This window comes from Antarctobacter jejuensis (genome assembly GCF_052266595.1).
Lineage (GTDB): Bacteria > Pseudomonadota > Alphaproteobacteria > Rhodobacterales > Rhodobacteraceae > Antarctobacter > Antarctobacter jejuensis.
In genome coordinates, this window is sequence record NZ_JBQQXJ010000023.1 from 35,539 (window position 1) to 58,464 (window position 22,926).

Sequence of the window (22,926 nt, forward strand, 5' to 3'; positions counted from 1 at the left end):
CCATGAAGCGATACATACATGCCAGCCTTTGGGCCGGGATTTCGGCCATTGGTATGACCTTGGCGGCCAACGCCCAAGAGGGCCCGTCGGTCTTGTACGTGATGCCCTACGCCGATCCGGTCGCAGAGGTGGATGCGTTTGTCATCGAACGTGATCGGTTTGAGAGGTCAGGCGCTTTGAATTGGCGGGGTTTTCCGACCTTGCCCCAATCCATCGGTGAAGAACTGATCGCCGAATTGATCGAAAGGGACCTTACCCTGCTCAATCAAGTGCCTGACGAGATATGGAACAATGCCGGGGCGGGCCTGAACTGTGCAGGAGGATTTGCGCGCCTGCAGTTCGCGACGGGACCGAGCTATTCGGCATACTCTGTGGAAGGGCAGCTTGTTGTCACCGACGCAGGCGGCCTGTTGGATATCGATGATGACATCGTTTCCGTCGGCGACAGGCTTGGAACCCTCTATTTCCCGCAACCCTCCGGACCCCTGACCGACGAGTGCTCTGGCCTCGTCACAGTGCACAGTTTTGGCCCTGAGGTCGAAGGAAGTGGTGAGGGCACATCGCAGGGGGCGCTCCGTTGTGATGTCGCAAATGCAGACACCAAGATCGGCTGCGCCTTTCACACGGTTCGCCTGATGGACAATTCGAGGGGGTTGTTTTGCACCGGAACGCTGATTTCGCCCCGCCATGTTCTGACGGCGGCGCATTGCCTCTGTGAAAGGGTGATCAACGGAAAACTGCAAAGCGATGTAACGGTGTCAGCGGGAATATCCGGCGATTGGGCGGTCATCGAGCCTGAATCGGACGGCGTCCGGTTCTACAATAACGCTGCCGTGTGCGCGAGCAGCGGAGAACTCTACGAAGACAGGATAGAGCAAGGGGACCTCGCCCTTATGACCCTTCCGGACGGGAGCTTGGAGCATGTACGTTCGACGCTGACAGATAAACAGCGTGATCCGTCCCATGTCGCCCGAAGCATGGCGCCTGTTGCAGCCCGGGGCGCGGCCGCCTCAAGCTGGGAACCCTATGCGGAGGGGACGAACGAATTTACCGCTGTCGGCTTTGGGAAAAGTCAGGATCTGTCCTTTGGTCGCAAGCGCAAGATGAGCATTTCCGTTTTGCGCCTCGGCGACTGTCACGGAGCCTTAGATCCCGAGGGCCGGTGTACCGGGCACCAATCCGCGATTTTCTGGGAACCGGGCAAAGCCCTCTGCGCGGGCGACAGCGGCGGCGGATTGTTCAAGTACGGCCATGATCTGCGGGAGGGCTATGGCCCCCTCGTCCTGATGGGTGTCGTGTCCGGAATGGGCACGGCCAGCAACTGCCACGATGGGAACACCGACAAGATTCTGCAAAGCCAGGTGCCGCGCAATGTCGTTCGCATCGACACTGATGCGGTTCAGGACTGGCTGGACGAGGTTGTCGGCGATGCGCTGTTTCGGACGACACCCCTCGATTTTCCGATAACGACTGCCCTCATCGATCGGTGACCTGTCGCCACGTCAGAGTTCACTCCGCCGTCCCCGATCTCCGGGGGCGGCGGTTTGTTGTTTTCCGCCTGCCACAGAACCCTGTGACGAATTGACGATAGATTGGCGTTGGATTGGCGCTGGATTCCGCAGGCCGGTGCACTCTTGGGGTGCCGCCGGAGAAGCCGGGGGCGATTAAGGTCAAAAAGGAGATTCGAAATGTCAGTGCGCGTTATTTTCGCTGCAGCCTTCGCCATCGCCGTACCGTGCTTTGCGGCGCAGGCTGAAATGTCGGTCCATGAGCGGTACGCCGCAGAACTTGGGCTGGACGCATCGCAGTACACCCTGAACCAGATCGTGCAGATCAAGGACGCGGATGCGGCAAACGGTGAACGCAGCCGCCGGATCGAAGTCATCAACCGCCAGAACAAAGCGTTCTGGGATCGGGTCCACAGCGCGGGTCTGGGCGGGCAGAATCCCGTCATCGCAACTGGCTCGAACTGAGCCGCCAAGAAAAACGCGGGTTGGCCCCTGTCCGGGGCCAGCCCGCATTGGCACAGCTTGCCGGTGTATTTGGACGGGCAAGCCGGTGTGTGCGCCACGACGCACGCCAACGGGTCTTTCGGTTTTACCTTGCCAGATGGCAGGCGACGCGCGCACCGCCCAAGGGCCGCATTTCCGGTCTTTCCGTCTTGCAGCGCGCCTCGGAGATCGGGCAGCGCGGGTGAAAGGCACAGCCGGACGGCGGATTGATCGGGTCGGGGATCTCACCCTCCGGCGGCGTGACCTCGCGGCCGAAACCGTCCATGCGCGGCGCGGCCTCCAGCAGCATCTGCGTATAGGGATGGCGCGGGTTTTCGAACAGCTCCTCGGGCGCGGCCTCTTCGACCAGACGGCCAAGGTAGAGCACGCCAATGCGGTCGGCCATGTGGCGCACCACGGTCAGGTCATGGCTGATGAAGACATAAGTCAGGCCGAATTCGTCCTTGAGATCGCTCATCAGGTTCAGCACCTGCGCCTGAACCGAAACGTCCAGCGCAGAGGTCGGCTCATCACAGACGATCAGGCGCGGGTCAGACGCCAGCGCGCGGGCGATGCAGATCCGTTGCCGCTGCCCTCCGGAAAATTCGTGCGGGAACTTGCCCGCGTCCTTGACCGACAGGCCGACCTGTTCCAACAGCCGTTCGGCCAGCCCCTCGATTTTGCCACCGCGTGCGGCAACGGGTTCATTGATGATATCCTTGACCCGCCAACGCGGGTTGAGCGAGGCGAAGGGATCCTGAAAGATCATCTGGATATCGGCGCGGATCTTGTCGACTTTGGCGGCGTCCGGCTCATTGGCCAGATCGACACCCTCGATCTCGACCTTGCCCTCAGACGGGCGCAGGAGCCCCACCAGCATCTTGCCGATGGTCGATTTGCCGGAACCGCTTTCGCCCACCAGCGCATAGGTGCTTTGTTCCGCGACCTCGAAATCCACCTCTGACACGGCGGTCAGAAAGGCCTTTTCACGGCGTTCGATCACCCGGTTCAGCCAAGGCTTCGAGACGTCGAAGACGCGGCTGAGGTTTTCGACTTTGACCAGCGCCATTACAGAGCCTCTTCTTCGATGTCGTGCGAGAGCGGGTGCCAGCAGGCGGCCTTGCCATCCTCGACCTTTGGCGGAGGCGGTTGACGGCAGACGTCCGTGGCGCGCGGGCAGCGTGGGTTGAAGGCACATCCATCCGGCACCGCGTCCAGACGTGGCATGGCGCCGGGGATCTGGTGCAGGCGTGCCTTGCCCGCCGAGGCCAGCGGGGTCGAGGCCATCAGCCCATGCGTATAGGGATGACGTGGACGGGTCAGCACGTCGCGCACCGGGCCAAGTTCGGCCAGACGGCCGGCATACATCACGGCGACGCGGTCCGTTGCTTCGGCGATAACGCCCATGTCGTGGGTGATCAGCATGACGGCGGTGCCGCGTTCGTGGCACAGCCGTTTCAAGAGGGCGATGATCTGCGCCTGAACCGACACGTCCAGCGCGGTTGTCGGTTCGTCCGCGATAATGAGCGACGGCTCGGCGCAGAGCGCCAGCGCGATCACAACACGTTGCCGCATCCCGCCGGAAAACTCATGCGGATAGCTGTTTACCCGCTCTGCCGCGCCGGGAATGCCCACCTCTTCCAGCGCCTTCACGGCACGCGTGCGGGCCACACGCTCGCTGATATCCAGATGCGTCAGCATGGTTTCCACCAGCTGATCGCCGATCCTGAGCAGCGGGTTGAGAGAGGTCAGCGGATCCTGAAAGACCATGCCGATCTGCTTGCCGCGCAGGCGGCGCATCGCCTCGCCCTTCAGCTGGTCGATACGCTGACCGTTCAGCCAGATCTCACCGGATGCAACATGGGCGGGTGGGGTCAAAAGGTCGATCACCGCGTTGCCTGCCATGGACTTGCCGGCACCGGATTCACCGACGACGCCAAGGATCTCTCCCTTGGCAATGTCATAGCTGACATCATCGACGGGTTTCAGGATGCCGTAACGGGTGGGGATTTCCACGGTCAGGTTGCGGATCGAAAGAACGGTGTCCGACATCAGCGCAGCCTCGGGTTCAGGGCGTCGCGCAGCCAGTCACCCAGCAGGTTGACTGAGAGCGCCAGCGCCAGCAGCGTGCAGGCCGGGAAAAAGAGGATCCACCACTCGCCTGAGAACAGGAACCCCTGCCCGATGCGGATCAGTGTGCCAAGGCTGGGCTGCGTGGGCGGCGCACCAACGCCGAGGAAGCTCAGCGTCGCCTCGGCGATGATTGCAAGGGCCAGCGAAATGGTCGCGATCACCAGCACCGGCGACAGAACGTTGGGCAGGATGTGGCGCAGCATGATCGCACCGGGCCTGCGTCCGATCAGGCGGGCCGCCTGCACGTATTCCTTGTTCTTCTCGACCAGCGTGGCCCCGCGCACGACACGTGCGAACTGCACCCAGTCGGACAGGCCGATGGCAAGGATCAGCACCCAGATCGCCATCTGGTCGCGGTATTCCACCGGAGTCACGCCCTTGGCGATGCCAAAGATCAGCATGGCGACAAGGATCGAGGGGAAGGTCAGCTGCACGTCGGCGGTGCGCATGATGATCGTTTCCAGCCAGCCGCCCACATAGCCGGAAATCAGACCCAGCGTGATGCCGAGGATCATGGCAAAGGCCACGGCGGAGACCCCGACAAACAGAGAGACCCGCATGCCGTATAGGATGGTCGAGAACACGTCTCGCCCCTGGTCGTCGGTGCCCAGCAGAAAGGTATCGGAGGTAAAGGCGTTCGGCTCCATCGGGGGGGTGAAGCCGTTCATCAGGTTCAATGAGGCCGGGTCAAAGGGGTTGGTCGGCGCGATGAGCGGCGCGAACAGGGCCGAGAGCACCAGTACCAGCACCACCAAGGCAGAGATAACGGCGACAGGCGAACGCCGGAAGGTGTAGAAAACATCGCTTTCCAGCGCGAGCCGCAGGCGCGATTTTGGCGGCGGGGCCAGCGGGGTTTCGGTGGGAATGTCGCTCATCAGTGGCCTCCCGAGCGGTCGGCGCGCAGGCGCGGGTCGATGAAGAAGTAAAGGATGTCCACCAACAGGTTGATGCCCACGAACATGACGGAGATCAGCATCAGGTAGGCAGCCATGACGGGGATATCGACGAACTGGACCGCGTTGATGAACAGCAATCCGACGCCGGGCCACTGGAACACCGTTTCGGTAATGATGGCAAAGGCGATGATGGCCCCCAATTGCAGGCCGATCACGGTGATGACGGGCACCATGGTGTTTTTCAGAGCGTGGCGGAAATTCACGGCGCGGTCGCGCAGGCCGCGGGCGCGGGCAAAGCGGATGTAGTCCTGCCGCAGCACTTCCAGCATTTCAGAACGCACCAGCCGCATGATCAGCGTCATCTGGTAGAGGCCCAGCGTGATCGAGGGCAGGATCAGCGCCTTCAGCCCGCTGGCGGTCAGGAAACCGGTCTTCCAGCCGCCAAGATCCACCACCTCGCCACGCCCAAAACTTGGCAACCAGCCAAGTTCGACCGAAAAGACGTAGATCAGCAGGATGCCGATCAGGAAGGTGGGCAGGGACACCCCGATCAACGAGGCGGACATGATGACGTTGGCCAGCACCCCGTCGCGCCGGATCGCGGTAAAGACGCCCAATGCGATGCCGAAAAGGATGGCCAGCAGGCCAGAGACAAAGGCCAGTTCCAGCGTCGCGGGCGCGCGCTCCAGCAGGATATCGGTGACCGGGCGGCCCTGCCGATAGCTGACGCCGAAATTGCCCTGAACGGCCTCTTGCAGGAACTTGAAATACTGAACGACAAAGGACCGGTCGAGGCCAAGCTGTTCACGCAGGCGGGCGATGTCCTCTGCGGTGCGTTCCTGCCCCAGCATGTTGTCGATCGGATCGCCGACAAAGGTGAACATCGAAAAGGCGACAAGGCCCACGACCAGCAGGACAAGGATCGACTGCCCCACGCGCCGGATGATGAATGCGAGCATTGCGCCCCCGTTTGGTTGGGTGGGGCCGCGCGCGGCGGCCCCTGCCTGACTTTAGTTTACTGTCACCCAGCGCAGGATGAAGAAGTTGTCCGGGCGCTGCGTCAGCTCGATGTTGCTGCGGGTGCCCCAGACCAGTGGCTGAACGTAGAGCGGCACATAGGCCTGTTCATCCGTCATGATCTGCGCGACCTCGTCCAGCATCGCCTGTCGTTTGTCTTCGTCGATTTCGGACTGGATCAGCGGCAGCAGCTCATCGATGCGGGCGTTGGAATAACCACCGAAGTTCCAGCTGCCCAGCTTCTTTTCCTCGTTCGGAGTGGCAACAAGGAAGCGGATCGGGTGCTCGGCATCCAGCGTACCGGGCGACCAGCCCAGCAGATACATGTCGAAATTGTCGGCCCGCAGTTCCGGCCAGTAGTTGTTGACCGGCATGGCGTCCAGCGTCGCCTTGATCCCGACCTGCGCCAGCATTCCGGTGATCGCCTGACAGACGGCTTCGTCATTCAGGTAGCGGTTGTTGGGGCATTTCAGGCCAAAGGAAAAGCCATCGGCATACCCTGCATCGGCCAGCAGGGCGCGCGCCTTGTCCTGATCAAAGGCGGGGGCAGGGGCGAGGGCATCGGAATAGCCGTTCATCGCGCTGCTGACCAATTGGTTCACCGGCTCTGCGTTGCCGCGCATGATGGTCTGCAGGATGGCCGGGACGTTGATCGCATGGGCCACCGCCTGACGAACGCGCGCATCGGCAAAGGGATTGGCATCCGTGGTTTCGGCTGAGTACTTCAGCGCCTCGGCCTCATGCGGAAAGCCCAGCATGATGACCCGCGCCTCGATCCCTTGCACAACCTTTACATCCGGGTTCTGCGCCAGACGGGCGACATCCTGAATCGGCACCGGGTTGATGAAATCCACGTCGCCGGACAGCAGTGCTGCCAATGCGGTTGCCGGGTTCTGGATCGGCGTCAGTTCGGCGCGGGTGATGTTGTGCTCCACCTCTCCCCACCAGCCGTCAAAGGGCTCCAGCACGGTGCGCAGGCCCGGTTCGCGCGCAGTGACGCGGAAGGCGCCGGTGCCGTTGGCATTGATGGTGGCGTAGTTCCCGCTTTCCTTGTCGGGGCGGGTGGCGCTGTTCGCCTCGGCCCAGCCGCTGTCCATCATCATCCAGTTGGCGATGGAGGAGGGAAACAGCGGGTTCGGCGCGGAGGTCATGAAATCGACGGTGTAATCGTCGACCACAACCACGTCGGCGATCGGCGCAAACCAGCTGCGTGTGTCGGATTCCTCGCTGGCGGCGCGCTGGTAGGAAAACAGAACGTCCTGCGCGTCAAAGGTGCTGCCGTCGTGAAAGGTGACGCCTTCGCGCAGGGTAAACCGCCAGCCCTCTCCTTGTCCGATCGGCTCCCATCCGGTGGCAAGGGCAGGCTCGACGCCCATGTCCTTGCCGCGGCGAACGAGGCCTTCGTAGACGTTGTTCAGAAAGCCCAGCACGGGCGTCGAGTTGACCGCGTGCGGGTCCATGGTCTGGGGATCGGTGGTGACCGCCCATTTGAATTCTTCGGCTTGAGCAACAGAGGCACAGGCCGCGGCCAGCGCCGCCGACAGGATCAGGTGTCGCATGGGGTTTCCTTCCCTTTGGGTCCCGCGCGGTTCGCTGTGGCGCAGGCTCTGGGGGCAAATAGAACATGGAAACCCCCGCGCCAGAAAGGCGCGCGGGCAAAGATCAGTTGATCGTGAAGTATTTGACCTTGGGCTGATCTTCGGGATCGACCTCGATCCCGAACTTTTCGGCCATGCCCCAGTTCAGCACCTGGTGGTGGATCGGAATGTACAGCTGTTCATCCTGCACCACGCGCCAGATCGCAGCGATGTCGGCATTGCGCGAGTCCAGATCCGTGTTCGAGGCCAGCGACTTGATCTTGGCGTCGATCTCATCGTTGTCATAGCCGGTGCCGTTCCACGTTCCGATGTCCGCCTCACGTCCATGGACGAGGAAGTTGAAGATGTATTCGGAATCGTAGGTCGGAACGCCCCAGCCCAGCATGTAGAAATCTGTCTTGCCCTCGGTGATCAGTGGGAAGTGCTGCGCCTTGGGCTTGGCATCCAGGTTCACGGTGATGCCGATCTGTCCCAGCATACCGACGGCCGCCTGACAGATCGCCTCGTCGTTGATGTAGCGGTCGTTCGGGCAATCCAGCCGGATCGAAAAGCCGTCGGCATAACCTGCCTCGGCCAACAGCGCCTTGGCCCCTTCGATATCGGTCGAGGATTCGGCGTCCATGTCGGCGGTCCAGCCGTTGACGAAGGGCGGTGCGATCATGCCCGCCGGGATCGACTGGCCGCGCATGACGACCTGCTGGATCGCATCGCGGTTGATCGCCATCGACATGGCCTTGCGCACCTTCACGTCGGCAAGGGGATTCTTGCCGTCGATGTTGTCGGCCTCGATATCCTCGGCCCCCATGTTCATCCCGAAAAAGATGACCCGGTTCTGCGGCGCCTTCTTGACCACCAGACCGTCGGCATTGTTCACCCGCTCAAGATCCTGCACCGGCATGTCCTGCAGGAAATCGACCTCTCCGGACAGCATCGCGGCAACGCGGGTCGCGGCGTTCTGGATCGGCGTGTAGACGATTTCGGTCACTTCCATCGGGAACATGTCGACGCCCCAATAGGCATCGTTGCGCGTCATGACGGTCTTTACGTCGGGTTCGCGGCTCTGCAGCACATAGGGGCCGGTGCCATTGGCGTTGGTGGTGGCAAAGGTGATCTCTCCACCTTCGAAGTCCTGCACGTTCACGGTGCCGTTCGCCTCGGTCCAGCCCTTGTCCATGATGAACAGGTTGGTCAGGTTCGACGGCAGGATCGGGTTCGGCCCGTCTGTTACCAACTCGACGGTATAGTCGTCGACCGCACGCACCTCGGTGATGGAACCGATCAGTTCCTTCATGTCCGAGTTCGGTTGCTTGGCGCGCTCAAAGCTGAAGACCACGTCTTCGGCGGTGAAGTCCGCGCCATCGTGGAATTTCACGCCTTCGCGCAGCTTGAAGACCCAGACGTTCGGATCGCCTTCCTTGGGGGCCCACTCGGTGGCCAACGCCGGTTCAAAGGCGCCGGTCACGTCGCGGATGATCAGCGGTTCATACATCTGATGGCGAATGGTGTGTGTGGGGCCTTCGTTCTGGGCGTGGGGGTCCAGCGTCAGCGCGTCCCCCGCGCGCGCCCAGCGCAGCGTTTCGGCGCCCAGCGGCAGCGTGGTTGCCAGCAATGCCCCCATCAACGAAAGAGCAAATGTCTTTTTCATCGGAGTTTCCCTGTGTTGTTGTTACTTTTTTTCAGTCCTGTTGCGGCTTCAGTGTTTGGCACCAATGTCCGAATGACAAGACTCGGTTTGACGTTACGCGTCGGCAGGCTCTGGCGAAAGGGGGGCGGACTCTGGCTGCGGCCAGTGCCGTTGATGCCAGGCGCTGTCCCAGAAATGCCATTCGTGCCAGCAGCTCTGCCAAAAGGCGCCGTGCATGCGGGCGCGCCCCGCCTCATCTACCGCCGCGCCGATGCGGTCCGTCAGGTCCAGCATCCGCCTGACGGCCTCGTCAAATGCGGTGCCTGAATAGGTGTCGATCCAGGCAGCGTATGGGTTTTGCGCCTCGGTTTGTTCCGCGATCTCTTGGCCGACGTCGCGGTAGATCCAGAAGCAGGGCAGCAGCGCCGCCAACCCTTCGGCGAAATTGCCAAGAGCGGTCATGCGCAGCAGGAAAGACACGTAGTGGTCACAGGCTGCGGACACCTTGGTGGCGTCAAATTGTGCGGCGCTGACGCCGAAGAGGCCCATGTAATGGCTGTGCAATTCGCGTTCCACGGCGATGGCCCCGGCGGCCGATCCGGCAAGCTGCGCGACACTGTCGGCATCTGGCGCCTTGGCTGCGGCCAGGGACAGCGCACGGGCAAAACCCCCAAGGTAATGCGCGTCCTGAATGATGTACCCCTGAAAGACCTCCCGGGGCAGCGTGCCGTCTGCCAGTTGGCGGTTGAAGGGCATGTCGTGGATCTGGCGGCGCAGAGAGGCGGTTTCTCGGGCGAGGTCGTCGGTAAAGCTCATTGCGTGGTCTCCTTCAGGGCGTGAAAGTGATGGACCGGGCCGTGACCCCGCCCGACCTCCAACTGATCCGCCGCACGAATCGCGGCTGTGATGTAGCTTTTGGCGCCGGTGAGGGCGGGCAGCAGCGGCAGGCCCTGCCCCAACCGCGCGGCGATGGCAGAGGACAGCGTGCAGCCGGTGCCATGCGTGTTGCGGGTGTCGATTCGCGGGGCGGACAGCCAATGCTCGGCCTCGGGCGTGATCAGAACATCCGGACAGTCCGCACCGGCCAGATGACCGCCCTTCAGCAGCACGGCCTGCGGGCCAAGCGCCAGCAGCGCGCGGGCCTGATCGCGCATCTCGTCGCGGTTGCGCGCCTCTGTCCGCCCCAGAAGGTCTGCGGCTTCGGGCAGGTTCGGCGTGATCAACGCTGCCATGGGGAACAACGTCTCGCGCAGGGCCGCGATTGCGTCTTCGGCAAGTAGGCGGTCGCCGCCCTTGGCAACCATCACCGGGTCCAGCACGACAGGACAGGTCAGCCCCGTCAGCGCATTGGCCACGCAACGGGTGATCGCCGCGTCGCCCAGCATCCCGATCTTGATGGCGCCAATGCGGACGTCGGTGCGGATGGCCGCGATCTGCGCGGTCAGGATCTCGACCGGGCAAAGATGTACCGCCGTGACGCCCTGCGTGTTCTGCGCCGTCAGGGCGGTGATGGCCGTCATCGCATAGCCGCCATTGGCCGAGATCGCCTTGATATCGGCCTGAATGCCAGCCCCTCCGGAACTGTCGGAACCCGCTATGGACAGGATATTGGGGATCATGCCTGCCTCCATGTGTCCAAGAGCCTGCGCGCGGCCCCGGTCATGTCCGGGCTGTGCGAAATGGCGGAAACCACGGCCAACCCCGCGCCACCCGCCGCCTTGACCGGGCGGGCATCGCTGGCGGTGATGCCGCCAATGGCAAGGCAGGGCAGGGCGCTGCGGCCTGCGATCCGGGCAAAGCCGTCCAGACCGATGGGCGGCGCGTGATCCGGTTTGGACCCTGTCGCATAAACCGGCCCGACGCCGAGGTAGTCGACACCGGGCGGTACGGAAGCAAGTTGCGCCTCGCTCTCTATCGACAGGCCAAGGATACAGTCCGGGCTCAGCCGCTGTCGAATCCTGGCCGGGTCGCCGTCCCCCTGACCGATGTGCAGCACCGGCGCGCCCACGGCGATGGCCACCGCGACCCGGTCATTGACCACCAGTTGGGCGCCTTCGTTCGCAAGCGTGCGCAGCAGGGTTCGGGCCAGATCCGCGAACTGTGCATCCGGCAGGGTCTTGTCCCGCAGTTGCACCCATCCCGCGCCACCCCGAGCCGCCGCAATCGCCTGATCGACGACCGGGGCATCGGCCCCGGCGTCGGTTATGAAACAGAGATTGGGGATCATGCCGCGACCCGCGCCCTGGCCGTGATATCGTCCGGGGTGAGGCGGTACAGGGCATCCAGAAAGGCCACCTGGAACGATCCCGGACCGTTTGCTGTCTTGGCGGCGTCCTCTCCCGCGATGCCGTAGTAAGCCAGTGCCGCGACGGTTGCGTCAAAGCGATCCTGACCCGCGACAAAGGCACCGACGATCCCGGTCAGCGAACAGCCAAGGGCGGTGACGCGCGGCATCAGCGCATGCCCGTTTGAAATGCGGGCGACGCGGCTGCCATCGGTCACAAAATCCACCGCCCCGGTGACGGCCACCACGGCGTCCTGCCGCGCCGCCAACAGACCTGCGGCCTCTTCGGCGGCTTCGACGGTATCGGCGGCATCCGCGCCGCGCCCCGCGGCCTCTGCCCCCGTCAGTGCAAGGATTTCAGAGGCATTGCCCCGGATCACAGCCGGTTTCAGCGCCAACAATTCCGCCCCGACCTGACGCCGGTACGCCGTGGCGCCAACAGCCACCGGGTCCAGAACCCAAGGCCTTTCCGCCGCCTGTGCCGCCGCTGCGGCCTCTGTCATGGAGGCGACCCAGCCGGGCGACAGGGTGCCGATGTTGATGGTCAGGGCAGAGGCGATCCCGGCGAATTCCGCCGCCTCTTCCCGCGCATGGACCATGGCCGGAGAGGCCCCGGCGGCCAGCATCACGTTGGCCATCACGTTCATGGCAACGTAGTTTGTGATGTTCTGCACCAAAGGCGCGGCGGCGCGCATCTGCGTCAGGTGCTGTGCGGGGGTCATCTGTGCAATCTCCTCTTGCCCACAGGCAGAAAGAGATTCGGGAAACGGCGGGACAACGCCCGGTCATTTCGCGCGCCTCCCTCCGCCGGTATTATCCGGTTCAGGTTCTAAGGGTACTTCTCAGCCCGGTTGCCCGAGCGCCCCTGTCGCCATGTGGAAGGCGTCGCATTCCTGAGGGGGAGGGTCAAGTGCGGGCAGCCCGGCCGGGTGTGACGGACGCCGGGCCGGACCGCATTTGTCAAACCAGTTCGAAGGTAATGACCTGCGCGCCTTCCCACAGCACCAGATTGCCTAGCTTCATCAGGTTTTCCTGCCCGCTGGTGATTGTGATGAAATGGTTGCCCGCCAGTTGCCCCATCTTCGACGAGAAATCGACCCCGCCATAGGCCAACAGGATCTCGGTTTCCGAAATGCCGCCGGGATAGAGGATGAAATGCCCGGGCGCGGGGTGCGAGGTATGGTTTTCATAAGACACGCCGAAATCTTGATCGCCCAGCGGGATCCAGACGCCTTCGCCGCTCCAGCGCACATGCACCAGCTGGCTCTTGTAGGGCAGCGTCTTGCGGAAGGCCGCGCAGGTCTTGGGGGCGGCGTCCTCTTCCAGCACGGCATCGAATTCATAGGGGCCTGCGTGGATTTTCAGTTTGGTCATCATGGGTCCTTTCATGCGTTGAATCTGTCAAAGGAGAAGGCGGTCAAGTCCTGCCGCAATTGCCCGTTGAGGGCCGCCTGCGCCGCCTCTCGTCCCATCAGCGGGCCAAGGGTGTAACCATTGGCGGTGGCCGCGACGGTGACACGCGGGTGTCCGGGCAGCGGGCCAATCAACGGCGCGCCGTCGATGTCGATGTTCATTGCGGCCCAGCTGCGCAGGACGCGCAAGCCGCCAACCGCCGGAACCGTGCGCGCGGCGGCCCAGAGGTTGCCTTCGAGGCTGTCCGGCAGCACCCGGGATTGCCCGCCGGGGCCAGTTTCGGCTGTCCAGGCCCCGCCGATCAGGACGGTGCCGGCCTGTGTCTGCTTCATGGTAAGATGCCGGTCGGCATGGGCGACGAGGCAGGGCAACACCGGCGCGGTGCGTTCGGTGACCACCATCTGCAAAGGTGCGCCTTTCGCCGGTATGGTCGCCCCCAGCATCGCGCCCAGTTGTGCGGACCAGCCGCCAGCGGCGACCAGAACCCGTGGCGCGGTGACGGTGCCGCGCGCGGTCTGCATGGCGTAGTCATCGCCATCGCGGGCGATGGCCGAGACCGGAGCCTGTTCCTCGAAATGAACGCCCATCCTGCGGGCCTCTGCAATCAGCGCAAGCGAGGCGGCGAGCGGGTTGATCTTGCCTTCGCCCGGACACCATGCGGCGGCGATCATCCGGTCGGAAATGCTGGGGGCGATCTGGCGGAGGCGATCGGGGCCGATCACCTCTGTGGTGATGCCAACCCGCGCTTCGGAGCGCGCCTTTTGTTCAAGGAACGGGATCTGAGCTTCTGTCTCTGCGACCATTAGGCCACCGGTCGTAGCCATTTCGAAATCTGCGTTCAGCGTACGCTCCAGATCGCGCCAAAGCGCGATGGACTCCTGCTGCAACGGCAGGGTGCGCAATTGCAAGTCTCCGCCGCCCACGGCCTTTTGGCCGAAATCCCATGACAGGAGCTGCAGGTGCAGGCTGCCCGCGTTGCCACCCGAGGCCTCTGCATTCAGCCAGCCGCGTTCCAGAACGCTGACCCGTGCGCCTGCGCGGGCGGCGTAGAGGGCGGCCGAAATGCCGGTGATGCCGCCACCGATCACAACCAGATCGGCGCGTGCCTGCGTCAGTGGGTCGGTTGGCGGGGTTCCCGGACGGGCGGCGGGCGCGCTTTCACGATGACCGCCCCATTCCGGTTTCTCGATACCCAAGGCGGAGACTGGCACCGGCTTTGCGGGCAGTTGGGGGGCGAACAGGCGTTCAGGCTCGGGGGGCTGTCCTGCCTCGGACAGCATCCGCAGAGCGACGGGCAGGCAATAGCGCCCCTGACACCGCCCCATGCCCATGCGGGTGGCCCGTTTCAACGCACCGGGATCGCGCGCACCGTCCCGGATGGCCTGCCGGATCCGGCCCGCATCCACCGCTTCACATCGGCAGACCGTGGCGTCGTCGTCGGGTGGTGGGGGCGGCGGGGCGTGAAAGAGCGACCAGAGCGCCGCCTGAAAACGGCGCGCGCGGCGCAAAGGTCTGTTCGACACTGGGGGCGCGGTCAGGCCCAGTTGGGCGGCAATCGCAGACCCGGCAAGCGCGCCCTGCGCCTCTGCTGCCGGGGCGCCGCCCATGCCACCCGCATCGCCCGCGATCCAGAGGCCCGGCACCGATGTAGCGCCGCTGTCGTCCACCAGCGGCACTGGCAGGCCGCTGAGCGCGTCCGGGGTAAGCGCTGCCCCCATCAGCCGGGCCAGTTCCATCTGCGGCGCGAAGCCTGAACCGATGCAGATCGTCTGAGCTTCGACAAAACGGCGATCAGTGCCACCCGTCTTGCGCAGCGTTGCGCCTGCGTCCGTGACCTCGGCCAATTCCCAGCCGGTCAATACCGGAACGCCCGCCAGCGCCAGACGCCGCCTTTGCAGCAGCCCCTCGCGGATCAGCGCCGGGGACAACGCGGCGGCCCGCAGCAGCGCACCGGGGGCGCGCAGGCGGCCGCGTTCGGCAAGGGCGGCAACCGTACCGCCTAGGCTCAGGATTTCGTCGGCAAGTTGCCATCCCAAAGGTCCGTGACCGGCGATCAGCACTGGACCGGGGGGCACAACCCCGTAACGCCTCACAAGGGTCTGCGCCCCTCCGATGCTGAGCACGTTTGAGCGCGTCCATCCCGGCACAACGGGAGGCAGTTCATAGCCCCCGGTCGCCAGCAGAACGCTGCACGCGGCAATCGCAAGCCCGCCCGATGACCCGTGGCTGCGCAGGGCAAAACCACCGTCGGCGCGTGCGTGCCAGACGGTCTGTCCCTGTTTCACCACGATCCCGGCCTCCGCCACTGCGCGCCGCAGATCGTCGCCCGCGCGATGCTGAGGGTCTTTTGCGCCGGTGCCGCGAAACCCCTTGGTGCGGGGTTTGTAGAACTGTCCGCCCGCAGCGTCGCGTTCGTCCAGAACGATCACCTGCGCGCCCGCCCGCGCCAGAATCAGTGCCGCGCTCAGGCCGGCGGGCCCCGCGCCGATCACCACCGTATCGGCCTGTAACTCCTCTGGCGGTGAGGCCTCGCCTGCCCAAGTGCTTGGCGTTGTAGCCAGATCCTCCTGAGCGCAGACACTCATACCCTCTGCCACCTTGGTCATGCAGGCCAGTTGGCCGACTTGACCGTCCACCTGCACGGCGCAATCTTGACAGACGCCTATGCCGCAGAACATCGCCCGATCCTGTCCGGCACCGCCGCTGCCCAGCCTGCGCACCCCCGCCGCCGTCAGGGCGGCTGCGATGCTGTCGCCGGGACGCGCCTGCATCGGCGCGCCGTTCCAGGAAAAGCGCATGGTCGTCAGGCCCCGGCCCGTTCCAGCAGATCCACCGCCTTAAGCGCGTCCAGCAGTTCCGGCATGTCCGCCTCTGGTAAGGGCAGGCGTGGGCTGCGCGGGTCGCCGGTGGGCAGGCCCATCAGTTCCAGCGCCTTTTTGGTGGCCGAGACATAGCGATGTCCGCCCACCAGCCGGATCACCGGCAGCATCTTCTTGTAGAGCGCCCGCGCCGCATCATAATCTTGCGCATCTGCGGTCAAGGTGAACAGACGCGCGCAATCGCGCGGCAGGATGTTGGACCCCACCGCGACCCAACCCTCTGCCCCGTTCACAAAGCTTTCGAACCCCATGATGCCGCCAAAGACGGTCATCCGGTCGCCGCAGAGGTCGAGGATGTCGCGCACCCGCGTGACGTCCATCGTGCTTTCCTTGATGTAATCCACGCCTTTCAGCATCGATAGCCGCGCCACGATGGGCGGGGTCAGGTCCACGTTTGACGTCGCCGGGTTGTTGTAGAGCATGATCGGCAGATCGGTCGCCTCTGCGATGCGCGCGTAGTGATGAAAAAGCTCGTCCTCGGTGGGCGTGGAATAGAAGGGCGGGATGATCATGACGCCGTCTGCGCCGACAGCTTCGGCCATGCGGCAGTTTTCGATGACCTCTTCGGTGCTTTCCGCGCCCGCGCCCAGCAACACCGGTACCCGGCCTGCGACGGTATCGACGACACAGCGCGCTACGGATTCCCGCTCCCCGATGTTCAGCGAGAGGAATTCGCCGGTCGATCCCAGCGGGATCAACCCGTGAATGCCTTCGGTCACCTGCCAATCGGTGTAGCGCTCCATGCGGCCGGCATCAAAATTGCCCGCATCGTCATAGGCCGTGACCATCACGGAAAACGTGCCGCGAAACTGGGTCATTGCGGGGTCTCCTTCATATTCAGCAATCGCAAAGGGGTGTCGCGCAGTAGCGCAGAGGTGAGGTCGGGCGGAAACTCCAGCCGCTGCATGAGCGCTGTGACGTTCCGCAGGATGTGCCCATAGCCGTGTCCGCCCCAATGCCTCAGGCGGGTCTTGGTGCAGATGTCGTGGGATATGGCGATCTGGTTGCCGAAGCCCTGCTTAGCCAGGTCGCGGATCAGCCTCAGGCGGGTCAGGTCCGTGGGAAGCTCCACCTCATCTGTCATCCAATAGTGCGAGGTTTCGACGCCGAAGAAATCCCATTCGACCACCGCACTGCGTTCCAGCAGAGCTTGGATACCCGTGCCATCGGGATGTGTCCGGTCCATATGGCAGAGCACGACGCGGGAAAGGTCGGCGCCGTTGGTTTCCAGAATGTCCAGAACTTGCGCGCAGGCGGTGTCATGCCGTCCGGGATGCACGCTGATCGCGGCACCGGTGCGTTGCTGGGCCTCGGCGGCGGCTTCCAGCGCGCGCTGCTCGAACACGGTCAGTGGCCATGAACAGCCCATTTCCCCGATCAGACCTGCGCGAATATCGGTGCCATCCATGCCTTCGGTCACTTCGGCGGTAAAGCGGTCGGCCAGCGCCCCGGTGGAGAGGGCAAGCACGTGTTCGGGCAGGTAGGCCTGCACATAGGTGCCGGCCGCCGCGACCACATGCACGCCACTAACGCGGGAGGCCTGCGCCTGACCGCGCGGGTCACGCGCCAGACCAAAGACCGACTGATCGACCAGCAGGCTGCCCCCGTCGGCCGCGAAATGCGCCAGTTCCCCGGCTGCGATTGAGACATCGGTCTGCACCGCATTCGCGGCACATTCGTTGGAGCGGTAATCGATCTGCCAGCGATCTTCGGGCGTGATCTGTGCTGCGCGGTCGCCGGTTGCTCCGGGTGGCACGATGTCGAACAGCAGATGTTCGTGCAGCATTATCGGCCCGATCGCATCCGCAGACACGTCGCCCAGAACGGTTCTGATCACCGGACAGCCCTCAGAGAATTTTTGACAGAAAGAGCTTGGTGTGCTCGCTCTGCGGGTTGGTAAAGAACTCCTCCGGGGGGGCCTCTTCGACGATATGACCATCAGCCATCATCAGAACCCGGTCGGCGGCGGCGCGGGCAAAACCCATTTCATGCGTGACCACGATCATCGTCATGCCCTGTCGGCTGAGGTCGATCATCACGTCCAAGACCTCGGAGATCATTTCCGGGTCCAGCGCCGAGGTCGGTTCATCAAACAACATGACCTGCGGGCGCATTGCCAGCGCGCGGGCGATGGCAACGCGCTGTTGCTGTCCGCCCGATAGCTGGCTGGGGTAGGCGTCCGCCTTTTCGGGCAACCCCACGCGAGCCAGCAGCTCGTGGGCGTGGGTCTCTGCCTTTTTCGGGTCCTCACCCATGATCTTGACCGGGGCGATGGTGATGTTCTTCAGCACGTTCAGATGCGGGAACAGGTTGAAGGACTGAAACACCATGCCCATGTTGCGCCGCTGCTTTGCCACGCGCCGGTCGCCCAGTTGCACGCGCTTGCCGCCTGTATCGTCGCGGTAGCCCATCAGCTCGCCGCAGGCACGGATCGAGCCGCCCTCGATGGTTTCCAGATGGTCGATGCAGCGCAACAGCGTCGACTTGCCAGAGCCGGAGCGCCCGGCGATCACCACCACCTCTCCGGTTCGGACGGTCAGGCTGACGTCCTTGAGCACCGTCACCGTCCCAAAGCGTTTCTCGACATTCCTGATCTCGACGATGGGCGGGCCAAGGTCGCGCGGACCTGCAGGGGCCACGGGCAGGAATGTGGTGTCCATGTTGGTCATATCCTCGTCCCCCATCTCAGATCTGGGCTGCTTGTCCGGCCAGAACCGGATCGGGTTTCTTGACGCTTTCAGATCCGGTGTCGACGGCGGGACCGAAGGGCCGGTCGTAATGCGCCTCCAGCCGTTTCTGGATCAGGCCCCAGACGGTGGTCATCAAGAGGTACCAGCAGGCCGCGCACATGTAGGCCTCCAGCACTTTGAACTCGAGCTGGGCCAGTTGCTGCGTGCGGCGAAATAACTCTTCCATGGAAATGACAGAGGCCAGCGAGGTCGTCTTGATCATCAGGTTGAACTGGTTGCCCAGCGGCGGGATGATGATCCGGGTCGCCTGCGGAATGATGATAAGGCGCATCCGCTGGACCCATGTCATGCCCAGAGCCAGGCTGGCGTCCTCTTGCCCCTTGTTCACGGAGAGGATGCCGGACCGGACGATCTCTGCGAAATAGGCGGCCTCATGCAGGGACAGGGCAATGATGGCGCTTTCGACCACGCCCAGCTTGATCCCCACCTTTGGCAGTACGGTGTAGATGATGACCATCTGCACCAGCAGGGGCGTGCCGCGCCAGATCCAGATATAAGTGTTCGCGATCTGCCGCAGGATCCATGTCTTCGACATTTTCATGAAGGCCACGAGGACCCCCAGCGAACAGCCGATCACCATGGCCACGATGGACAGCCAGATCGTCGTCCAGACCCCGTTCAGCATGTAGGGGCTGAACAGGAATTGCATGAAATGGTCCCAACTCCAGGACATGTGATCTCCTTCCGGGTTCGGGGCGGCCAGCGCGGGCCGCCCACATTGTCAGTCTATGCCCCGAAAGGTCAGTCGCCGGAGTAGAAGTAGGTGAATTCGCCCGGCCAGCGCTCCCAGACGTCGATCTTGGTCGTTCCGTAGGCATCCATCATCTTGTCGTAGGTGCCATCGGCCTTCATCGCGTTCAGGACATCGGCCACGGCCTGCGCCAGATCCGGTTCGTCAAAGGCAAATGCACCCGGGGTGCCCGGGAACAGCCCTGTCGCGGCCTTCGAGAATTGGCCGCGTTCCTGATAGTAGGACCCGATGGCGTCCCCTGCGAAAACAGCCGAGATCTGACCGCCCCCAAGGGCAAGGAAGGTCTCGCCATAGGTGTTGAAGGCGCGGATATCCATCGGGGCAAGCCCTTCGGCGATCTGTGCCTCGTTGATCTCACGCAGCTTTTTTTCCTCGAACCCGGCGATTTCGACACCCACGGGATGACCTGCCAGATCCTTGGGCCCTGCCAGCCCCTCTGGGTTGCCAGCGGCGGCGATCAGCGCCAGCGCGTTGACCGAATAGGGCACCAATTGCATGAAGGTGGAGCGTTCGTCGGTAAAGTAGAGGCCGGTGTTGATCATGTCCCAGCGGTCCGCGTCCAGACCGGGGATCTGCACGGCAAAATCCACGTTGCGGAATACCGGTTCAAGGCACAGCCGCTTGGCGATCTCGTCGCCCATTTCCTTGTGCAGACCGGCCAGATTGCCATCTGCGTCGATGTATTGCTTGGGCGGGATCGTGGCGTTGATGGACATGGTCAGCTTGCCCTCTTCGACCAGCGGCAGGCCGGTCGGGCAATCCTGGGCAAGGGTCGCGGTGGCGCTCAGGCTGAAGACGGCGGCAAGCGCCGTTCCGGTCATCATGATCGTTTTCATTCATTCGTTCCTTTGTTGGGAGGGAAGGGCGGGGCCGCTTCACCGGCCCTCTGTATGGATTGGAATTCGGTTGTGGGTGCCGCTGCACCAGTCGGTCACAACCTTGGTCGTGACCTCGACCATCTTCAGGAAGTCATCCACGTCGATCCATTCGTCGCGCTTTTCATTCTGGCTGAGATCGCCACACAGACATCCAAAGGCGACGCAGGGAATGCCCGCTTCGACCGGCGGGTTCCGGATGTCCGACGAGGTGTGCATCACGTTGACATACGGCGATTTTCCAGTGACCCGACTGACCGCGCCTGCTGTCACCCGATACAGCGGATGATCCTCTGGCACGTGGGCCCCAGTCACGCCGGTGAGCCACTCGACGCGGGGTGGGTTTTCCCGCAGCCAGTCGTCTGCCTGCGCAGCCCTGGTCACCGCGCCTTCGACCTCGGCGCGGATCTGGTCCAGTGTTTCGCCCGGCGGAAAGGACAGCGCGCCGCCCATCACGCATTCGTCGTGAATCCGGGCGAGTTTTTTCATCTCTCCGCACTGGATGCGCGAGATGTGCAGGTTGGTGGCGCGCCCCACGCGGGCCTCGATCTGGGGTTGGCGGATTCGCTTGGCCCGGTCCTCGGCCAACTCCATCAGAGCGGCGTAGACCTTGAACGCCTTGTCGACGGGGTTCGCTCCGAGGTGCGAAAAGGCGGTCTGCCCTGGCTCGGTGGTGTCGGGGGCCTGCCCTTTGATCGTGATCCGGAATTCCACCTGACCAGAGGCCAGCGCCTTGATCTCCTGCATGCCAACGCCGGATTCGGCGGGGTGAAGGTACAGCGCGGCATCGGCGGACAGCCCGTCATGCAAAAGGGCTGCCACGCCCCGCGCGTAGCGTTTCGACGGGGTGGAGGCAAAAACCGCGCGGCCCATTGGCGTGCCGCTGGCGGCGGCCGCCTCAATCGCCAGAACGGCGGCGGCGCAGCCTGCCAGATCATCCGCCACACCCCAGCCGTACAGCCGTCCGTTGTCGATCTCTCCGGAGAAGGCGTTGTGCTGCCATTGATTGGCATCCGTGATCGGCTCACCATCCGGATGGGCAAAGATCAGCAAGCTGGGCAGGTCCGGCTGCCCCTCCAGCGTGCCGACAACGGCGCTGCGTCGTTCTGCATTGCGCGCGGCATCAGCGGCGAATTCGCCTTTCACGGGCACCTCTGCAGGGTCGTATTCATGGTGGCCGACCACGCAGCCTGCCTGCGTCAGGCGTGCGGCGATCAAAGCCTGAACGGCGGCCTCACCCTTTGGCTGTGCGGCGATCAGGTCTCGCAGGAATGCGATGGCGCTGTCTGCTCTGCCCTCGGGGGCGGTGGCGTCGTTCATGGGTGCTCTCCTTCCGTCAGTGTCCTAACGGTATACAATTATAAAGTATCAGTACACAGTTGAAACGCAATAGATTTATTTCCGCATACATGAAATAAAGAGGGCGCGACGAAGGATGTCCGCAAACTTGCTGAAAATTTCAGCGCGGCGCCAAGGGTTTGCCTGCTGGTGGGCAGGCCTCAAGAAAAGAGTGACGCGATGACGAAACAGACCCCTGCTCTGACCGGTGACGGCGAATCTGTTGCCGCGGCCAAGCGCGGAACACTGTCCGGACGGGCCTATGACGCAATCTCGACCATGATCGAGCAGCGTCAACTGGCCTCTGGCAATGTGATCGTGGAGCAGCAACTTGCGGATCACCTGGGGATTTCGCGGACGCCTTTGCGCCAGGCGCTGCAGCGGCTGGAGGCCGAAGGCGTTCTGGTGAAATCCGCAAACCGCTCCTTCCAGGTGCGCAAGGTCGAGCTGCGCGAATACCTGCAGAGCCTGAAGGTCCGGGAATTGCTGGAAAGCGAGGCCGCGGCGCTGTGTGTCGACCGGGTGGACCCGGACGCCATTCAAGCCGCGCGTGCGGCGTTGCACGCGGTCAAATCACACAAGCCCTATGACATGCTGGCGCATTGGCGTTCGGACGATGAGGTGCACGGCCTGTTTATCGAGAACTGTGGCAACCAGGTGATGACCGACATGATGCATGCGCTGCGCGCCAGCACCAAGATGTTCGAGATCGACCGCCTGTCAGAGCGGCTGGAGCCGGATTCGCGCCAGCACGAGATAATTCTTGATGCCTTGGAGGCGCGGGATGCCAAGGCCGCGAAAAAGGCCGTGGCTGCGCACATCCGGTCCCTGTTTCAATTCGCTATCGAAACGGTGTCCTGACTGAGGGTGGTGGAACCTTGCTGAAACTCGCTGGATTTCCGGAAATCGAGAGGGACTGGTTCCACCTGATGGATGCCACCGAAGATGCCCTGATGCGCGGGTGTTCTGCGGCTGGGGGCTGGAATGTGCTGACAGTCTGTCGTGATGCGATAGGCGTATCCCGTGCGGTTCCGTATCGGTCCGGATGCGGCTGGATGCGGATCCATGTCGCGCCCTCCTTGGCCGGCCCATGCTCCGCGCGGCGTCCTTGTTGGTTGGCCGCCGCCAATTTGCCAAACGCCGGACACAGCGGCGACACAGCGGGCGCGTTCCCTGAGACTTGCGTTGACAAACGGCTCACCGGCACGCAAGTCAAACGCAGAATTCAAGGCCAGAGGGGGAGCCCCCAGTGAAGATTGCGATGATCGGGACGGGCTATGTCGGTCTTGTTTCCGGTGTGTGCTTTTCGGATTTCGGACATGAAGTTGTTTGCGTGGACAAGGATCCGCGCAAGATCGAGATGCTGGAACGCGGCGA

22 protein-coding genes and 1 riboswitch are annotated in these 22,926 nt (G+C 63.4%); of the genes, 4 read left to right on the forward strand and 18 right to left on the reverse strand.

The annotated features are described in order from the left end of the window. The first annotated feature begins 2 nt into the window (after positions 1 to 2). Both ACTXGA_RS22330 and ACTXGA_RS22335 read left to right on the forward strand, forming a co-directional pair. Positions 3 to 1,490: a trypsin-like serine protease gene (locus tag ACTXGA_RS22330; RefSeq protein ID WP_443396931.1), complete on the forward strand. Its 1,488-nt coding sequence runs from the start codon at positions 3 to 5 to the stop codon at positions 1,488 to 1,490. 198 nt (positions 1,491 to 1,688) lie between these two features. Then, positions 1,689 to 1,973: a hypothetical protein gene (locus ACTXGA_RS22335; RefSeq protein ID WP_443396932.1), complete on the forward strand. Its 285-nt coding sequence runs from the start codon at positions 1,689 to 1,691 to the stop codon at positions 1,971 to 1,973. Between the two features lie 124 nt (positions 1,974 to 2,097). Here ACTXGA_RS22335 and ACTXGA_RS22340 read toward each other — a convergent pair whose 3' ends face one another. The 18 genes from ACTXGA_RS22340 to ACTXGA_RS22425 form a co-directional block, all read right to left on the reverse strand. Beyond that, positions 2,098 to 3,060 carry an ABC transporter ATP-binding protein gene (locus ACTXGA_RS22340; RefSeq protein WP_443396933.1) on the reverse strand — a complete coding sequence of 321 codons (963 nt, stop codon included), beginning with the start codon at positions 3,058 to 3,060 and terminating at the stop codon, positions 2,098 to 2,100. Then, entirely contained in the window at positions 3,060 to 4,043 is a 984-nt protein-coding gene (locus ACTXGA_RS22345) for an ABC transporter ATP-binding protein (RefSeq protein ID WP_443396934.1), read from the reverse strand. Before ACTXGA_RS22345 ends, ACTXGA_RS22340 begins: the two co-directional genes overlap by 1 nt. Further along, entirely contained in the window at positions 4,043 to 4,999 is a 957-nt protein-coding gene (locus ACTXGA_RS22350; protein WP_443396935.1) for an ABC transporter permease, read from the reverse strand. The genes ACTXGA_RS22345 and ACTXGA_RS22350 overlap by 1 nt, the downstream gene beginning before the upstream one ends. Further along, complete coding sequence (locus tag ACTXGA_RS22355) at positions 4,999 to 5,979, reverse strand: ABC transporter permease (protein WP_443396936.1); 981 nt, start codon at positions 5,977 to 5,979, stop codon at positions 4,999 to 5,001. The genes ACTXGA_RS22350 and ACTXGA_RS22355 overlap by 1 nt, the downstream gene beginning before the upstream one ends. Positions 5,980 to 6,030: 51 nt before the next feature. After that, complete coding sequence (locus tag ACTXGA_RS22360; RefSeq protein ID WP_443396937.1) at positions 6,031 to 7,596, reverse strand: ABC transporter substrate-binding protein; 1,566 nt, start codon at positions 7,594 to 7,596, stop codon at positions 6,031 to 6,033. Positions 7,597 to 7,699: 103 nt separating this feature from the next. After that, positions 7,700 to 9,280, reverse strand: coding sequence for an ABC transporter substrate-binding protein (locus ACTXGA_RS22365; protein WP_443396938.1), 1,581 nt, complete (start codon positions 9,278 to 9,280; stop codon positions 7,700 to 7,702). A 93-nt stretch (positions 9,281 to 9,373) separates the two neighbouring features. Continuing rightward, entirely contained in the window at positions 9,374 to 10,075 is a 702-nt protein-coding gene (gene tenA / locus ACTXGA_RS22370; RefSeq protein ID WP_443396939.1) for a thiaminase II, read from the reverse strand. Then, positions 10,072 to 10,878 (reverse strand): bifunctional hydroxymethylpyrimidine kinase/phosphomethylpyrimidine kinase, encoded by an 807-nt coding sequence (gene thiD / locus ACTXGA_RS22375; protein ID WP_443396940.1) that lies wholly within the window; start codon positions 10,876 to 10,878, stop codon positions 10,072 to 10,074. The genes tenA and thiD overlap by 4 nt, the downstream gene beginning before the upstream one ends. Next, entirely contained in the window at positions 10,875 to 11,486 is a 612-nt protein-coding gene (gene thiE, locus ACTXGA_RS22380; protein WP_443396941.1) for a thiamine phosphate synthase, read from the reverse strand. The genes thiD and thiE overlap by 4 nt, the downstream gene beginning before the upstream one ends. After that, complete coding sequence (gene thiM, locus ACTXGA_RS22385) at positions 11,483 to 12,265, reverse strand: hydroxyethylthiazole kinase (RefSeq protein WP_443396942.1); 783 nt, start codon at positions 12,263 to 12,265, stop codon at positions 11,483 to 11,485. The genes thiE and thiM overlap by 4 nt, the downstream gene beginning before the upstream one ends. Positions 12,266 to 12,325: 60 nt before the next feature. Further along, positions 12,326 to 12,420, reverse strand: a riboswitch (TPP riboswitch). 83 nt (positions 12,421 to 12,503) lie between these two features. Beyond that, the gene (locus ACTXGA_RS22390; protein ID WP_443396943.1) at positions 12,504 to 12,917 is read right to left on the reverse strand and encodes a DUF3830 family protein; all 414 of its coding nucleotides are present in this window, start codon (positions 12,915 to 12,917) and stop codon (positions 12,504 to 12,506) included. An 11-nt stretch (positions 12,918 to 12,928) separates the two neighbouring features. Continuing rightward, complete coding sequence (locus ACTXGA_RS22395; protein WP_443396944.1) at positions 12,929 to 15,754, reverse strand: FAD-dependent oxidoreductase; 2,826 nt, start codon at positions 15,752 to 15,754, stop codon at positions 12,929 to 12,931. Positions 15,755 to 15,759: 5 nt separating this feature from the next. Next, positions 15,760 to 16,653 carry a dihydrodipicolinate synthase family protein gene (locus ACTXGA_RS22400; RefSeq protein WP_443396945.1) on the reverse strand — a complete coding sequence of 298 codons (894 nt, stop codon included), beginning with the start codon at positions 16,651 to 16,653 and terminating at the stop codon, positions 15,760 to 15,762. Then, on the reverse strand, positions 16,650 to 17,672 hold the full coding sequence (locus tag ACTXGA_RS22405) for a phosphotriesterase family protein (protein ID WP_443396946.1): 1,023 nt from the start codon (positions 17,670 to 17,672) through the stop codon (positions 16,650 to 16,652). The genes ACTXGA_RS22400 and ACTXGA_RS22405 overlap by 4 nt, the downstream gene beginning before the upstream one ends. A 10-nt stretch (positions 17,673 to 17,682) precedes the next feature. Beyond that, positions 17,683 to 18,495, reverse strand: a complete 813-nt coding sequence (locus ACTXGA_RS22410) for an amino acid ABC transporter ATP-binding protein (protein ID WP_443396947.1) — start codon at positions 18,493 to 18,495, stop codon at positions 17,683 to 17,685. 25 nt (positions 18,496 to 18,520) lie between these two features. Further along, entirely contained in the window at positions 18,521 to 19,258 is a 738-nt protein-coding gene (locus ACTXGA_RS22415) for an amino acid ABC transporter permease (RefSeq protein ID WP_443396948.1), read from the reverse strand. Between the two features lie 68 nt (positions 19,259 to 19,326). Next, a complete protein-coding gene (locus tag ACTXGA_RS22420) occupies positions 19,327 to 20,172 on the reverse strand; it encodes an ABC transporter substrate-binding protein (RefSeq protein WP_443396949.1) in 846 nt (281 codons plus the stop codon). A 39-nt stretch (positions 20,173 to 20,211) separates the two neighbouring features. Next, a complete protein-coding gene (locus ACTXGA_RS22425; protein WP_443396950.1) occupies positions 20,212 to 21,531 on the reverse strand; it encodes a M20 family metallopeptidase in 1,320 nt (439 codons plus the stop codon). A 198-nt stretch (positions 21,532 to 21,729) separates the two neighbouring features. Between ACTXGA_RS22425 and ACTXGA_RS22430 the strand changes: the two genes are divergently transcribed. Then, positions 21,730 to 22,410 (forward strand): GntR family transcriptional regulator, encoded by a 681-nt coding sequence (locus ACTXGA_RS22430; RefSeq protein ID WP_443396951.1) that lies wholly within the window; start codon positions 21,730 to 21,732, stop codon positions 22,408 to 22,410. Positions 22,411 to 22,798: 388 nt separating this feature from the next. Then, the coding region (locus ACTXGA_RS22435) for a hypothetical protein (protein WP_443395885.1) at positions 22,799 to 22,926 on the forward strand (128 nt) is incomplete at its 3' end.